The organism is Chitinophaga sp. Cy-1792, from assembly GCF_011752935.1.
GTDB lineage: Bacteria > Bacteroidota > Bacteroidia > Chitinophagales > Chitinophagaceae > Chitinophaga.
This window is the reverse complement of sequence record NZ_VWWO01000001.1, coordinates 2,411,231-2,426,143: the sequence shown is the minus strand read 5'-3', so window position 1 is coordinate 2,426,143 and position 14,913 is coordinate 2,411,231. Positions and strand designations below refer to the sequence as shown.

At 47.3% G+C, this 14,913-nt stretch carries 13 protein-coding genes; 8 read left to right on the top strand and 5 right to left on the bottom strand.

Annotated elements, in window-relative coordinates; translation table 11 throughout:
- The first annotated feature begins 91 nt into the window (after nucleotides 1-91).
- The 4 genes from F3J22_RS09915 to F3J22_RS09900 all read left to right on the top strand — a co-directional run bounded on the left by F3J22_RS09915 (nucleotide 92) and on the right by F3J22_RS09900 (nucleotide 4,088).
- Nucleotides 92-871, top strand: a complete 780-nt coding sequence (locus tag F3J22_RS09915; protein ID WP_167016634.1) for a UbiA family prenyltransferase — start codon at nucleotides 92-94, stop codon at nucleotides 869-871.
- A gap of 197 nt (nucleotides 872-1,068) precedes the next feature.
- Nucleotides 1,069-2,175 carry a M42 family metallopeptidase gene (locus tag F3J22_RS09910; RefSeq protein ID WP_167016632.1) on the top strand — a complete coding sequence of 369 codons (1,107 nt, stop codon included), beginning with the start codon at nucleotides 1,069-1,071 and terminating at the stop codon, nucleotides 2,173-2,175.
- Between the two features lie 157 nt (nucleotides 2,176-2,332).
- On the top strand, nucleotides 2,333-3,232 hold the full coding sequence (locus tag F3J22_RS09905) for an AraC family transcriptional regulator (protein ID WP_167016631.1): 900 nt from the start codon (nucleotides 2,333-2,335) through the stop codon (nucleotides 3,230-3,232).
- Between the two features lie 70 nt (nucleotides 3,233-3,302).
- A complete protein-coding gene (locus F3J22_RS09900; RefSeq protein WP_167016629.1) occupies nucleotides 3,303-4,088 on the top strand; it encodes an SDR family NAD(P)-dependent oxidoreductase in 786 nt (261 codons plus the stop codon).
- A gap of 66 nt (nucleotides 4,089-4,154) precedes the next feature.
- Here the strand turns inward: F3J22_RS09900 and aroQ are convergent, their stop codons facing one another.
- The 3 genes from aroQ to ytxJ all read right to left on the bottom strand — a co-directional run bounded on the left by aroQ (nucleotide 4,155) and on the right by ytxJ (nucleotide 5,591).
- Nucleotides 4,155-4,568, bottom strand: coding sequence for a type II 3-dehydroquinate dehydratase (aroQ, locus tag F3J22_RS09895; RefSeq protein ID WP_167016627.1), 414 nt, complete (start codon nucleotides 4,566-4,568; stop codon nucleotides 4,155-4,157).
- Between the two features lie 39 nt (nucleotides 4,569-4,607).
- Nucleotides 4,608-5,183: a UbiX family flavin prenyltransferase gene (locus tag F3J22_RS09890; RefSeq protein WP_167016625.1), complete on the bottom strand. Its 576-nt coding sequence runs from the start codon at nucleotides 5,181-5,183 to the stop codon at nucleotides 4,608-4,610.
- A gap of 75 nt (nucleotides 5,184-5,258) precedes the next feature.
- Nucleotides 5,259-5,591 (bottom strand): bacillithiol system redox-active protein YtxJ, encoded by a 333-nt coding sequence (gene ytxJ, locus F3J22_RS09885; protein WP_167016623.1) that lies wholly within the window; start codon nucleotides 5,589-5,591, stop codon nucleotides 5,259-5,261.
- Between the two features lie 305 nt (nucleotides 5,592-5,896).
- On the opposite strand from ytxJ, the gene murC reads away from it, so the two are divergent.
- The 4 genes from murC (at nucleotide 5,897) to F3J22_RS09865 (ending at nucleotide 9,851) form a co-directional block, all read left to right on the top strand.
- A complete protein-coding gene (gene murC / locus F3J22_RS09880; RefSeq protein WP_167016621.1) occupies nucleotides 5,897-7,252 on the top strand; it encodes a UDP-N-acetylmuramate--L-alanine ligase in 1,356 nt (451 codons plus the stop codon).
- Between the two features lie 35 nt (nucleotides 7,253-7,287).
- Nucleotides 7,288-8,061, top strand: a complete 774-nt coding sequence (locus tag F3J22_RS09875; RefSeq protein WP_167016619.1) for a 3'-5' exonuclease — start codon at nucleotides 7,288-7,290, stop codon at nucleotides 8,059-8,061.
- 73 nt (nucleotides 8,062-8,134) lie between these two features.
- Nucleotides 8,135-8,875 carry a polyprenol monophosphomannose synthase gene (locus F3J22_RS09870; protein WP_167016617.1) on the top strand — a complete coding sequence of 247 codons (741 nt, stop codon included), beginning with the start codon at nucleotides 8,135-8,137 and terminating at the stop codon, nucleotides 8,873-8,875.
- An 82-nt stretch (nucleotides 8,876-8,957) separates the two neighbouring features.
- Entirely contained in the window at nucleotides 8,958-9,851 is an 894-nt protein-coding gene (locus tag F3J22_RS09865; RefSeq protein WP_167016615.1) for a DMT family transporter, read from the top strand.
- Nucleotides 9,852-9,961: 110 nt separating this feature from the next.
- Here F3J22_RS09865 and F3J22_RS09860 read toward each other — a convergent pair whose 3' ends face one another.
- Together F3J22_RS09860 and F3J22_RS09855 are read right to left on the bottom strand one after the other, a co-directional pair.
- Nucleotides 9,962-11,482 carry a SusD/RagB family nutrient-binding outer membrane lipoprotein gene (locus tag F3J22_RS09860; protein ID WP_167016613.1) on the bottom strand — a complete coding sequence of 507 codons (1,521 nt, stop codon included), beginning with the start codon at nucleotides 11,480-11,482 and terminating at the stop codon, nucleotides 9,962-9,964.
- An 11-nt stretch (nucleotides 11,483-11,493) separates the two neighbouring features.
- Nucleotides 11,494-14,895 carry a SusC/RagA family TonB-linked outer membrane protein gene (locus tag F3J22_RS09855; protein WP_167016611.1) on the bottom strand — a complete coding sequence of 1,134 codons (3,402 nt, stop codon included), beginning with the start codon at nucleotides 14,893-14,895 and terminating at the stop codon, nucleotides 11,494-11,496.
- Nucleotides 14,896-14,913: the final 18 nt, after the last annotated feature.

Below are 14,913 nucleotides of genomic sequence, written 5' to 3'. Positions count from 1 at the left end.
GGCAACTATCTTAAATGCAGGTATTTACATGGTGAATAAGTTTTTGAATTTTTTCGTTTATACGTCCATATATATCACCCTTTGTGCGCTAATGATGATCTGGCAAACCAATCGCCTGTTAGACCTTCATTATGCACAACATACCTTTTATCTTTTCGTTGCCTGCTCCACTATCTGCAGCTATAATTTCCACTGGTATCTTACTCCTGACGACCCGGCATCCGGTTCAGCGCGCCTGCACTGGGGTTCCCGGAACCGCTGGCTGATGATGCTCCTCTGCATACTGGGTGGCATCGGCTCCCTCTGGTACCTTTGGCAGCTCCGGGAACACTGGCTGGAACTGAGCGGCGCCGCTTTCCTTACCTTTCTCTATTCGGCCCCAAAAGTACCGCATCCTTCGCTCCGCTGGCTCAGCAAAATTGCCGTGGGCAAAACGCTGTTCCTGACCTTCGTCTGGACCTACGTCACCACCCTCCTGCCGGCACTGATAGCCAATCAGGCCGCTACTATTCCCGTAGCACTGTTTACAATACACCGCTTTGCACTGGTATACGCCATCTGCATATTATTTGACATGCGCGACCTGGAGGACGATAAAAAAGCGGGTATCCGCAGTCTCATCACTTACCTGCCGCCCCGGCAGCTGGATATCGTCTATTTCTCCTCCCTTGGGCTCGCAGCCATCACCGCCATTTTATTATATCCTTATACAGATACGCCTGCCATTATATCCCTGCTGCTGGCTGTACTGGCCACCGGACTGATCACCCGCCGCGCACAGCGGGATAAAGCCGATTATATCTATTATGTTGTGCTGGATGGGTTTATGATGTTGTCTGCCGTGCTGCAGTTTGTTTATCTTTTATTTTGATTTCCTACATATAGGATTTGCCGGAGATCTGGCGCCCACCTCCGGTGGGCGCCAGATCTCCGGAGCGTGTAGCAGTGCCGAAGGCACTGCTACACGCTCCGGAGCAGGAACAAAACACGCTATAGCTCCTTTGCTGCCACTATTCCGCAGAAACGGGAAAAAAGTTTACATTTGTTTCATCACAAAGGAGTTAACATATGTCTAAGAAACAGAAATCCATACTGACCAAGGAATCCCTCGCATTCCTGAAAGACTACCTGAACAATCCATCCCCTACAGGCTTTGAGAAAGAAGGACAAAAAATGTGGCTGAAATATATCACGCCATATATCGATGAACATATGGTAGATCCATATGGTTCTGTTGTGGGAGTGATCAATCCTAAGGCTCCTTTCAAAGTAGTGATCGAAGCACATGCGGATGAGATTTCCTGGTTTGTGAACTATATCTCTCCGGAAGGACTGATCTATGTAATACGCAATGGTGGCTCCGATCAGCAGATTGCGCCTTCCAAACGCGTCAATATTCATACGGAAAAAGGTATCGTAAAAGCAGTATTCGGATGGCCTGCCATTCATACACGTATCCGCAGTGCGGAAGGAAAAGAACCACAACCTAAAGTAGAAAACATCTTCCTGGATTGTGGCGCACGCTCCCGCAAAGAAGTGGAAGACCTGGGCATTCACGTAGGCTGTGTTTGTACTTTCGAAGATGGCTTTGAAGAACTGGCCTATGATAATTTCATCTGCCGCGCTATCGATAACCGCATCGGTGGTTTCATGATCGCAGAAGTAGCCCGACTGCTCAAAGAAAAGAAACAGGAACTTCCTTTCGGTTTATATATCGTAAATGCAGTACAGGAAGAAGTAGGATTACGTGGTGCAGAGATGATCGCCAAACGCATTAAACCTAATGTTGCCATCATCACCGACGTTACCCACGATACCACTACCCCGATGATCAACAAAAACATCGAAGGAGAAATCAAATGTGGCGGCGGCCCTAGCATCACCTACGGCCCTGCGGTACACAACATCCTCCGCGACCTGATCATCAAGACAGCTAAGAAAAACGATATCCCTTACCAGCTGCACGCAGTTAGTCGCAGCACCGGTACCGATACCGATGCTTTCGCCTACTCCAACGATGGTACCCCATCAGCACTCATCAGCTTACCACTGCGCTATATGCACACAACTGTTGAAATGGTGAAGAGAGATGATATCGAAAATACCATTCAGCTGATTTATCAGACCCTCCTGAATATCACACCAAAAACTAACTTTAATTACCTGAAAGACTAGTTTTTTAAAATAAGAAAAAAGCCCGTTTCTACTGCGTAGAAACGGGCTTTTTTAGTCATATTAATTGACAGCGATAGCCTCGCTATCGCTTTGGTTTATTCCTTCCCTCCGGGGCGGGTAGCGCTACGCGTCAAAACTTTTTCGCTAACTTTAATACATGAGCAGGAAAGAAACGATCAACGGGTTTTACGACCGCCATGGCCAGCCATTTACAGAAGGTGGTAATTTCTATATTTACCGGAGAGAGGATTTTGCCTGCGATATTACCCCACTGCCTTCCAACAGACGCGACTTCTACAAGATCTCTCTCATGACATCCGGAGAAGGTACAGTAGGTTATGCAGATAAAACCATTTACATAGACCGCCCGGGTATTATGTTTACCAACCCCTGGATACCATATTCCTGGGAGCCTTCCACCACCGATCAGACAGGCTATTTCTGTGTTTTTACAGAAGATTTTGTAACACCGGAATTACGGAAGGGGAGTCTGGCAGAATCCCCGCTGTTCAAGGTGGGCGGCCATCACCTGTTTTACCTGGAACCCAACGGCGTAGCCCTTGTAAAGCAGATATTTGACAACATCCTGCGGGAAACCGCCTCCGACTACCCCAATAAGAATGAGGTCATCAATAACTATGTACAGCTGATTATGCATGAAGCGATGAAAGTACAACCGGTACAGCAGTACCAGTCCGGCAACGCCGCCGCACGCATCAGCAGCCTTTTTATGGACCTCCTCGACCTCCAGTTTCCCATCGCCTCCCCCCAACAAACATTACAGTTTAAAAACGCCAACGAGTTTGCTACCCAGCTCAATATCCACACCAACCACCTCAACAGGGCCTTACGTGAAGTAACCGGCAAAACCACCACTGAGTGGATCGCCAGCCGCATCATGCAGGAAGCCAAAACGCTGCTGCAACGCAGTAGCTGGGATATCTCCGAAATTGGCTACACGCTGGGGTTTGAACATGCCTCCAACTTCAATATCTTCTTCAAAAAACATACTTCGCTCACACCAAATCAATTCAGAAAAACCATTGTTGCCAATTAATAACTTTCCGTTTGAATGGCATAATTTCCGCCAGCTGCATTGACGCAACTTTGTCATAAAGAATTAAACTATGACAAACGAATCAATGAAGAACAAAGTAGCCATCGTCACTGGTGGCAGCACCGGTATAGGATTAGCTACAGCAGCATTATTCCTTCAGCATGGCATGAAAGTGACCATCGCAGGCCGCAGACAGGAAGAAGGACAGAAAGCCCTGGCACAGCTCCAACAGATCAGCAAAGAAGTAGCTTTTATTCAGACAGATGTTTCCGTCAGCACACAGGTAGCACAGCTCATAGATAAGACCGTTCAGCAGTTCGGCCGCCTCGATGTGATATATAATAATGCCGGCATAGAAGGACAGTTCGGCCTGATCGGCGATATCAGCGAAGAAAATTACGACCAGCTGATGGCCATCAATGTGAAAGGCGTGTGGTTAAGTACCAAATATGCCGTGGCACAATTCAAGCGTCAGGGCGGTGGTGGCGCTATCGTGAATACCTCCTCCTGGCTGGCACGTGGCGCCTTCGCCGGTTCAGCGATTTACTCGGCCTCCAAGGCTGCACTGGACAGCATGACACGCGCACTGGCCATTGAACTGGCCCCGGATGGCATCCGCGTTAACAATGTACAGCCAGGTTATATACAGACGCCTATGTTTGACCGCTTCTTTGGCGGAGCGGATGCCGAAGAACAAAAAGCTCCTTTGCTCAAACACGCACCACTGGGCCGTTTTGGCAAACCTGAAGAAATCGCGGAAATGGTATACTGGCTGAGTTGCCCTGCTGCCAGCTTCGTTACCGGCGAAAGCATTGCCGTAGATGGCGGATTATCTATCGGCGGACAAAGAATATAAAAACAAAGCATCCGGGCTGGTGAAACACTTTCACCGGCCCGGATGCCTTATAATATCATCATCTGCCTATAAAAAATATTCCAGGGCAAGCTTATACCCTTTCATCCCCAGTCCACAGATAGAACCCACGCATTTAGGTGCAATCAATGAGGTATGCCTGAATTCTTCACGGGCATAAACGTTGCTGATATGTACTTCGATTACCGGCGTTTTGATCGCCGCAATCGCATCCCTGATAGCCACTGAAGTATGGGTGTAACCACCGGCATTCAGCAGGATACCATCGGCAGAAAAGCCTTCCTGGTGCAGGAAGTTAATGAGCTCCCCTTCCACATTGCTCTGGTAATAGCGGAAAGTCACCTGCGGATAGGCTGTTTTCAGCGTTTCCAGGTAGTCTTCGAAAGACTCATTACCATAAATACCCGGTTCACGTTTGCCCAACAGGTTAAGATTAGGCCCGTTTATAATTACGATTTGCATAGCTGATTTGAAATTGGATCGTGAAGATAATTATTCAGACTAACTATTACTATCCCCACTACCCCAGCGATAGGTTTTTATGTCTATTCCCGCAAGATCGAGGACCCTGTCTACCACCGTATCAGCTACTTCTTCGATCGTTTTAGGTACGCTGTAGAAAGAAGGTGTGGCAGGGCAGATAATACCGCCAGCCAGCGTTACCGCTTCCATATTACGGATATGCATCAGGTTATAAGGCGTTTCCCTTACTACGCAGATCAGTTTGCGGCGTTCTTTGAGGACTACGTCTGCGGCCCTGGTAATCAGGTCGTTGGAGATGCCGGTAGCGATGCGGCCGAGGGTGCCCATGGAGCATGGGCAAAGGATCATGGTATTAAATCGGCCTGAGCCAGAGGCAAAAGGCGCGTGAAAATCCTGTTGGGAGTAAAACTTAAAACCGAGGTCCTGGTAATCAGTATTGTTTAATTCTGTCTGCCAGACGGTTTTGGCATTTTCCGTCATTACAACGGCCACTTCATCCAGCTGTTCACTAGCTGCTTCCAGTTTACGGAGCAGCTGTCGTGCATAAATGGAGCCACTGGCCCCGGTAACAGCTACAACTATACGATGCTTCATGGCGCAAAGCTAGGGATTTATCAGATAGTACAGCCAGAAACAAAAATCCCGGGCTATTATGCCCGGGACAATATCTTACAGCTGAATTTGCTCCGTAATATCTTCCATGCTGATGCCATTGTGGCTTTCATCGTATATACACTTGCCGTTACGGATAACCAGTATCTGTGGAGATTCGTGCATGATACCATAATTATGCTCGATGGCGTTGGAAACGGCCCTGTAAGCGATGAGGTCAAGGTAATAGAATTCGGCGCCTGCTGGTGCTGTAGCTCTTTCCAGCCTTGATTTGGCCATGGAACTGATAGAACAGCGGGTGCTGTGTTTAAATATTACGATTGTCCGGCTTGCAGATGCCTCGTTGATTTCCTGCAATTGAGTTTCCGATGTTAATGGTATCCAGTTCATTGTTGAATTAGCAGTGCTTAATATGTTCTGCGTTAGGCGCAGCAGCCATGCCTCTCATCGGGCAGCCTAATTTCTGATGCGTAGCGCAGGAAGTTAAGAAAGCTGCAAAGATAAATAACAACGCGGCGCAGCCCAAAATTCTTAAATATGATTTCATGATGGGTGTTTTATGAAGTAAAACGAAATTTCACAGGAAATATGATACGATCTCTTTTTTAATCGTCTTTTGTAACGTTATTTTGCAAAGATAAAAAATACATTATAAAAAACAACACTATATATCTGGTAGTGATTTTTATGACGCTATGACAAAAGTACATTTTATTGCGATTGGAGGAAGTGTGATGCACCAGTTAGCCATCGCCCTGAAAACCAAAGGTTATGAGGTGAGTGGAAGTGACGACGAGATCTATGAACCCGCTCTGTCCAACCTGCGGCAGGCCGGCATCCTTCCTGCGTCTATGGGCTGGGACCCTGCCAGGATTACGCCAGATATAGATGCTGTTATTCTTGGTATGCACGCCCGTGATAATAATCCGGAGCTGATCCGCGCCAGGGAACTCAATCTGAAAATTTATTCTTTCCCGGAATACATCTACCAGGAAAGCAAAAATAAAACACGTATAGCCGTGGGTGGTAGTCATGGTAAAACCACTACCACAGCCATGATCATGCATGTGCTGCAACATGCCGGCAAGGCGTTCGACTACCTGGTAGGCGCCAAACTGGAAGGGTTTGCACAATCTGTCAACATCACCGACGCTCCTGTTATTGTTTGCGAGGCAGATGAATACCCGGCTTCTGCTATTGAGAAGCGTCCTAAATTCCATTTCCTGCATCCGCAGATCGCGGTACTTACCGGTATCGCCTGGGACCACATCAACGTGTTCCCTACCTACGAGATCTACAAAGAGCAATTTGCCATCTTTATCAGGCAGATGGAAGCAGACCATGTGCTCATCTACAACAGCAGCGATACGGAACTGGCAGCACTGGTAGCCGCCGAAGGCCGCCACCTGCGACTCATCCCGTATACCATGCCAATCCATATGATCCGCAATGGCGTTACCCGGGTGTTCTTCGATGAAGGGTTTGCCGATCTGGAAGTTTTCGGCGGACATAACCTCATGAACATGCATGCCGCCAAGCTGGTTTGCAATGAACTGGGCCTCAGCGATGAGGAATTCCTGGCAGGTATCGCCACCTTTAAGGGCGCCGCCAAAAGACTGGAGCTGGTAGCTAAAAACGACCGTTCCGTTATTTACCGCGACTTTGCCCATGCGCCTTCCAAGGTGAAAGCTACCGTGGAAGCGCTCAAACAGCAATATCCCGACCGGAAAATGATCGCCGTACTGGAACTGCATACCTATAGCAGTCTCAATGCCGATTTTCTCACCGAATATGCGGGTGCCATGGACCCGGCAGATGTAGCCGGCGTTTTTTACAGCAAACATGCCCTTGAAATAAAACGTATGCCTGATCTGGACCCCGAGCTGGTAAAAGAACGCTTCGGAAGAAAAGATCTGCATATCTTCACCGACAGGCCGGCATTTGAAGCCTTCCTGGCAGCACAACAATATGATAATACCAATTTACTCCTCATGAGCTCAGGTACCTATGATGGTATCGATTTTTACGGACTTGGTAAATTGCTGGGCTGATCATCTACCTAATAACAATATTTAAATAAAATATAATGTCTTCTTTGCTCCTCAAAAGGCCTCTGGCCGTTATAGATCTGGAAACCACCGGAACCAATGTGGCTACAGATCGTATCATTGAAATTGCTATCATTAAAGTATTTCCTGATAAAACCACTCAATCGAAAGTAAAGCGTATCAATCCGGGAATGCCTATCCCTGCGGGATCTACAGCAATTCATGGTATCAGCGATGAAGATGTGAAAGATGCACCTACCTTCAAACAGGCGGCCAATGAGCTGAAAATGTTCATGGATAATTGCGATCTGGCGGGATATAATTCCAACCGTTTCGACATTCCGTTGTTGGTAGAAGAGTTCCTGCGTGCAGAAATGGAGTTCGATATCTCAAAACGCAAATTTGTAGATGTACAGCGAATTTTCCACCTGATGGAAAAACGTACCCTCAGCGCGGCATACAAGTTCTATTGTGATAAAGACCTCACCAATGCACACAGCGCGGAAGCGGATGCCCTGGCTACCTACGAGATCCTCGAGGCACAGCTGGGCCGCTACGAACAGCTGAATGCAGATATCGATTCCCTGGCAACCTTTACCAAGGAAGAAGATTATGTGGATTTTGCCCGTCGTATGGTGATGCAGGGTGGTCAGGAAGTCTTTAACTTCGGAAAATACAAAGGCAGACCCGTAAGAGAAGTATTAAAGGCGGAGCCTCAATACTATGACTGGATGATGAAAGCCGACTTCCCGCTCAACACCAAACAGAAGCTCTCAGAGATCTATTATAATATGATGTTAAAAAAAATGTAATCTTTCTGGATTACGTTCTAACTTGCGGTCGATTTGAATTATTTTCGCAGTCCAAAAAACATAATCTGCTGAATTGGAAAAGCTTGTAATTATACCTACGTACAATGAAAAGGATAATATCCACAATATCATTGACGCTGTATTTTCCTTACAGCAGGATTTTCACATCCTGATTGTAGACGATGGCTCCCCGGATGGGACCGGCGCTATCGTAAAATCGCTACAGGTACAGCATCCCGGACAGCTTTTCCTTGAAGAGCGTTCCGGAAAGCAAGGCCTGGGCACCGCCTATATCCATGGTTTTAAATGGGCGCTGGCCAAAGGCTACCGCTATATTTTTGAAATGGATGCCGACTTCTCCCATAATCCCAAAGACCTTATCCGCCTCTACGACGCCTGTGCAAAGGGCGGCGCTGATGTGGCCGTAGGCTCCCGCTATGTGAAAGGTGGCAATACCGAAAACTGGCCATGGGACCGTGCCGTATTATCCAGAGGCGCCTCCGTTTACGTTGGCCTCATCACCTGGATGCCGGTAAAAGACCCTACCGCCGGATTTGTATGCTATTCCAGCGCAGTACTGGAAGCTATCAACCTGGATGAAATCCAGTTCGTTGGCTATGCCTTCCAGATTGAAATGAAGTTTACCGCCTGGAAGCTCGGCTTTAAAATAGCCGAAGTACCTATCACCTTTAAAGATCGTAAGGAAGGCTATTCCAAAATGAGTAAAGGCATCGTAAAGGAAGGTATCCTCGGTGTACTCAAAATACAATGGCAAAGCCTCTTCCGTAAATACAAAAAAAGAGTCAGTAACTAACTTGCTGCACCAACATATAATAAACCAGAAGTTCCGCCCTTGGCGGAACTTCTGGTTTTAAGCCAGTCACTCCGATATCTACATGAAAAAAGCATTTTTACACTTACACCTTTCCGTATTCCTGGCAGGATTCACCGGGATTCTTGGAAAACTCATCTCTCTCAATGAAGGCATGCTCGTATGGTACCGGCTGCTCATTACCTGTGTTACCATGTTTTTTCTGTTTCGGCTGAGAGGTTCCCTGAAACGCTTACCCTGGAAAGATATCGTTCCCATTGGCAGCACAGGTGTAATAGTGGCTTTACACTGGCTGTTTTTCTATGGTAGTATCAAATATGCCAACGTCTCCATCGGCGTTGTCTGTTTTTCACTCACCAGCCTCTTTACTGCCATCTTTGACCCGCTGATCAACAGGCGCCGCTTCGATGCAGTGGAACTGCTGCTCAGCATGCTCACACTTGCCGGTATCCTGCTCATCTTCCACTTCGACACACAATACCGCACAGGCATTATCCTCGGGATCATATCCGCCATGTTTGCCGCCCTGTTTACCGTTTTCAACAAACGACTCATCAAACGCTTTGATACCATCACCATCACCTATTATGAGTTATGGACAGGCCTCATCGTATTCACCATCCTTGCGCCATTTTACGTGTATGCGTTCCCGGTACCATCACTGATACCGCCCGCCATCGACTGGCTCTGGCTCTTCATCCTCTCCTGGGCATGTACCATCTGCATGTACCTGCTCAGTATGAGCGCCCTGAAAAAGATATCTCCCTTTACCGTCAACCTTACCTTCAACCTGGAACCGGTATACAGCATCATACTCGCGTTTATCATCTTCCATGAAAATAAATACCTCAACCCGGCCTTCTATGGCGGATTAGCATGTATTATTCTTTCTGTGGTATTACAGATGGTAAGAGTAAATTATCAGCACAAAAAAGGGCTGATGATTGAGGCGCATTGATCTGCAAAAATATTTCCTGCAATAAAAAAGCTTCTGCCTGCGGCAGAAGCTTTTTTGTTTTTAGCCGTTTTCCCGCCTTCGGCGGGGAAAACGGCGCTATTTAAGATCTGTTATTTAATCAGCCACATCACATCATTCTGCGAATCAGAGCCATTGTACTGCTTCTGGATCGCGCTGCGGATATTGGCTTCATTCACTGTATATTCCACAGTAGGGTACTTCCATCTTACCGGAATCTTCTGCGCATTTTTGTTGGCAGGGCCAATGCTGAACTTAGGAACACCGGTTCTGCGATTATTGTAAAACGCCTGTTTGCCTGAGTTCTGGAAGAATGCTACATATTTCTGTTCGAGTATCTGCGTCAAACCGGTTGCAGTGTTGCCCGCATAAACGTTGGCTGGGTTTGTGACGAATGCATCCTGCGCAGCGCCGCTGACATTATAAAACGTCATATTTGCCTTGATACCCGCCACATAATACGCACCGGCATCACCAGAAATCCAGCCACGGTTGATCGCTTCGGCAATGCTGAAATTTACTTCGGCAGCGCCTAGCTGAATACACGGAACGCCCGATGGTGTTGCCTCCCAGAAATCGTAGTTCAGCTGGGAAAACTTACCGGCACTGGCCAGCGACTTCAGGTCAGCCATGATCATACCAACATCACCTCCTCTGAAAGAAGTGAATTTTGTGGCATAGGCTGCATCTCCACTTTTCTTTGCAGAGTCAGTAGGCAGGGCCATCACAAACAACCGCGGATCTTCCGTTCTTTTCAGTAGATCAACAATGGTAGATGCCAGGTTATTGTTAAGATCATTTTTGATCACCACACCATCCGCAGGCCACAAAGGATAGTTATTATCCCTTGCATTGGCATTGAACGCCAGCTGGAAATTATCTTCATTCGTCAGTATCAGCGGGTATTTCGCCGGGTTACCAACGATAGTGGCAAATTGTTCTTTTATCTTCAGGTCTGCGTTATCATCGGCACGCTTACTCAAACTAACCAGTACGCGTAAACGAAAAGAATTCACCAGTTTCTGCCACTTCGCCAGGTCGCCTTTATAGTAGAAGTCACCTTCCACTTTTACATTGGCAGCCACCAGTGGTGTCAGGGCTGTATTCGCATCTTCCAGCAGCTGCAGGCAGGTACGATATACTTCTTTCTGGTCGTCGTACTTCGGTGTAAAATTACCGTCCGACCGGCCTTTGAGTGCGTCAGACATTGGTACATCACCGAATAATTCTGTATTGCGTACCATGAAATACGCCGTCAGAAATTTACCCAGCTCAGGATAACCTTTATAGTTTTCCGGTGATTTTGCTGCTTCTTTATTCATCTGGCTGATATCACGTAAACGGTCATACGCAGAAAAACCTTCATCAGCGGTTGTCCAGTCATAAGGCTGACCGTAATAGTACGAGTTGTTCTGGGTGGCATACTGGTTATGCCGTTGAACAGCCGTCCATGGCTTATCGCCGGCATTCAGCAACAGCCCGGTCAGCAACAATTTAGGACTGGCATCATACACTGCCGCAGGGTCTTTCTGCAGCAGCGCCGTTTTTTCACAGGCGCCCAGACTTGTCAGCAAAGTAGCGCCCAGTATATATTTAGCTATTGTAGATTTCATGATTTCAGTTTTTAGAAGGACAGGTTAATGTTGATACCATAGCTTTTCACAGCAGGGGTCTGGAAGCCTGCATCATCGGTCACATAGGAATCCAGCTCCATGTTTTTGGTATGCTCGCCAGTGAAATAGAGGAGGTTACGCCCTACCAGGGAAACGCTGGCATTGTTGAAGAAATGCGTGCGTTTCAGCATAGCAGCAGGCAGGTTGTAAGTGAGTATCAGCTCACGCAGTTTCACGAAAGTGGCGCTGTGCACCAGGTTCTTATCACCTGTATAATAAGAAGTAGCCCAATCTCTCCACATTACCGGAATATCATTCGGTGCATATTTCCTGTCGTCTGAAATAACATTACCATCCTGGTCAGCATTCAGCTGGCCGGAAATAACTTTCTGTCCATTGGTCATCACAGAGCCATGCCAGTCAGGATTGTTGCGGTTCTGCCAGTCGAGTAAACGATATGGACTTGCTGATTCAGGTGCAGTACCTGATCTCCATTGGTAAGCATCTGTAAAGTTGTAGATCAGTCCACCAAAACGGCCATCAAACTGAATTCCCAGCGTAAAGTTTTTATAACGGAAGGTATTGTTCAATCCCATCTGGAATTTATTATCTACATAACCGACTTTACTGTAATAAGGATTAAATAAAGGCAATCCATCATCCCCTACCAGCACCTGTCCATTTGCATCACGCTGGAAGTCGTTCAGGTAATAGCCATCAATACGATCTCCCAGTTTTATCATACCACTCCTGGTCTGAATACCATCGATTTCTTTCAACCATCTGTGATTGGTAGACCAGTTAGCCATAGCAGTCCAGGTGAAATCTTTATGTTTTACCGGTGTACCGGTAACGGTGATCTCACCACCTTTACGGATATACGTAAAGGCATTACGTTGTACTGTAGATACGCCGGAAGCCTGCGACACGCTTACATCTACAATGCCAGGACCTTCCAGGTTCCTGTAATAGGCGACATCAAAACCAAGCCTGTTATTGAAGAATCCTGCTTCTGCACCAACTTCCACGGTTTTCACACGACTAGGCATGATATTCGGATTATACATCTTACTAGTGTAAGTCACGCCCACATTGTTATCCCAACGTGTGCCACTGGTGGTATAGGTTGGCAAAAGTTTATAGATATCGTAGTTACTGGTGTTGGCAGTTACCAGGTCGCTGGCCACGTTGGCGTAGCTACCACGTACTTTCAGCAGGGATACATAAGCAGGCATATGTATCATTTCAGACAACATCAGACTCAATGAGGCAGATGGATAGAAGTAAGTATTATGCGATACCGGCATAGTCGACGATTTGTCGAAACGGCCTGTCAGACTAAGGAAGATCATGCTGCGCCAGTCTAAGTCCACAAATCCGTAGGCACTGGATACCTGTCTTTTTGCAAAGTCATTGGTAGGAGAATTCTGTTCTTTGGTATTAGAGAGATCGTATACACCTGGTGTGATCAGCCCACCTTTTGTACTGCCGGAAAGGCTGCTCACCTTAACGGTACGGAGGTTGGCCATCAATGAACCGGTAAGGCTGAAGTCTTTGAAGAACTTGTCTTTATACGTCAACCCTCCTTCGGTATTATTTTCCCAGAAGTAATCATAGCTTTCACTGTAGCCACCTACCCTGCGGTACGGCTCATAGAAGTCGGCAGAGATAGGATATTTCCAGGTCTGCCTGCGGTTCCAGGTGCTAACGTTTGTACGGAGTTTGAAATTAAGTTTAGGGCTGATGGTATACAACATTTGCACGTGTCCGTAGATATCATCTTTATTGTAGGAGTGCAAGGCTTCATTGGCGATCAGCCATGGGTTATTATAGATGGTATATTCACGGTTGTACTGTTGTACGTTCTCTTTGCCCGGCTGCCAGTAGTTGCGCAGGTCATTGATATCATAATCCACGCCACCCCATACGGTAATCAGGTAGATCATGCTGCCGGGGCCATATCCCAGGCTAGGATAGTTAGGTGTATATTGTTTGTTGTAGTTAATAGCACCTTCAAAGCGTAGGTTTTTACCTGCATTGACGCCGCCGCTGAAATTGATATTGGAGCTTCCCAGTTTGGTATTAGGTACCTGTCCGCGTTGTCCCATTTGAGAGAAAGAGATACGCATGTCGCCATGTTCATTGGCAGTAGAAATAGCCACATTATTGGTACTGAGCAGGCCATTTCGCAGGTAGTTGGTGAGATTGTTCTTACCTCTTGCCAACCATGGGATAGGTGTTAGTTCACCGGTAACAGGATCTTTAGGACTATTATACTGCGGGATCAGCTGTCCTTCGAAGCGTGGCCCCCAGATGTTATAATCAGCATCATTTATGCCACTGCCGCGACCATCTTTGAATGCATATTCGAAGTCGTCGCCGGGACCGTATTCTGTCTGATATTTTACGATAGAATTATAGCCTGCCTGCAGCTGAGTGCTGGAGTTGATATCTACGCGAAAGCCTTTAGCATCAGCCTTACCTCTTTTGGTAGTGATCAGCAGGGCGCCGCTCTGGCCACGCTGGCCATATAAAGCAGCCGCGTTGGCGCCTTTCAGCACAGAATAGGATTCAATATCATCAGGGCTGAGGTTCCAGGAGTCGGAGCTGATAGGCACACCATCTACTACAATCAGTACGTTGGAAAGGCCACGGATACGGATACCGGGATCCCCAAACAGGTTAGGGCTTGGTGTGATGGTAAGGCCGGCAACTTTACCGGTAAGGCCACTCACTGCATTTGGTTCGCGGGCTTTGGTGAGGTCACTTCCCTTGAGTTCCGTTACGGAGTATCCGAGTGCTTTCTTTTCTTTTTTGATACCCAGCGCCGTCACCACTAACTCATTCAGTTTGGCGTCGCTGGTTTTCAGAACAACGGTCAGGTCGTTACCGGTAACATTTACTTCCTGTGTCTGGAAGCCCAGGAAAGAAACGACCAGGGTAGCATTCGCGGGGGCAGACAGGTGGAAGCTACCATCGTTGGCGCTCACCGCACCTTTGGTGGTACCTTTCACCATGATGGTAACGCCGGGCAGTGGCTGACCGTCGGCATCGGTGATCTTACCCTTTACCTCTACCGGCGGGATGGCCGTTAATTCAGTAGTGGGGTTGCTGGCGGGCTGCAGTTTGATGACCACTGTTTTATCGAGGATAGTATAATTCAAAGGCTGTTCTGCCAGGCATTCCCTGAGCACCGTTTCGAGGTCAGCATCTTTTACATGCAGGTTGATACGCTTTCCGGCAGACAACACTTTATTGGTATACAGGATATCATAGCCTGTCTGGCGGCTGATTTCCCGGAATACTTCTTTCAGCGGTGCATTATTTTTAGCAAGGGTCACCTTGCTCTGGCCATACCCTACTGCATGTACCTGCAGTACAAAGGCCAGGATAAAAATGGTGTTCAGTTGCATTACACGGATAATTGTGTG

Coding starts and splice junctions, on each gene's coding strand:
- F3J22_RS09905 (WP_167016631.1), top strand. CDS start 2,333: ATGAGCAGGAAAGAAACGATCAACGGGTTTTACGACCGCCATGGCCAG.
- F3J22_RS09890 (WP_167016625.1), bottom strand. CDS start 5,183: ATGAAGCATCGTATAGTTGTAGCTGTTACCGGGGCCAGTGGCTCCATT.
- F3J22_RS09860 (WP_167016613.1), bottom strand. CDS start 11,482: ATGAAATCTACAATAGCTAAATATATACTGGGCGCTACTTTGCTGACA.
- F3J22_RS09875 (WP_167016619.1), top strand. CDS start 7,288: ATGTCTTCTTTGCTCCTCAAAAGGCCTCTGGCCGTTATAGATCTGGAA.
- murC (WP_167016621.1), top strand. CDS start 5,897: ATGACAAAAGTACATTTTATTGCGATTGGAGGAAGTGTGATGCACCAG.
- F3J22_RS09865 (WP_167016615.1), top strand. CDS start 8,958: ATGAAAAAAGCATTTTTACACTTACACCTTTCCGTATTCCTGGCAGGA.
- ytxJ (WP_167016623.1), bottom strand. CDS start 5,591: ATGAACTGGATACCATTAACATCGGAAACTCAATTGCAGGAAATCAAC.
- F3J22_RS09915 (WP_167016634.1), top strand. CDS start 92: ATGATGATCTGGCAAACCAATCGCCTGTTAGACCTTCATTATGCACAA.
- F3J22_RS09900 (WP_167016629.1), top strand. CDS start 3,303: ATGACAAACGAATCAATGAAGAACAAAGTAGCCATCGTCACTGGTGGC.
- F3J22_RS09910 (WP_167016632.1), top strand. CDS start 1,069: ATGTCTAAGAAACAGAAATCCATACTGACCAAGGAATCCCTCGCATTC.
- aroQ (WP_167016627.1), bottom strand. CDS start 4,568: ATGCAAATCGTAATTATAAACGGGCCTAATCTTAACCTGTTGGGCAAA.
- F3J22_RS09855 (WP_167016611.1), bottom strand. CDS start 14,895: ATGCAACTGAACACCATTTTTATCCTGGCCTTTGTACTGCAGGTACAT.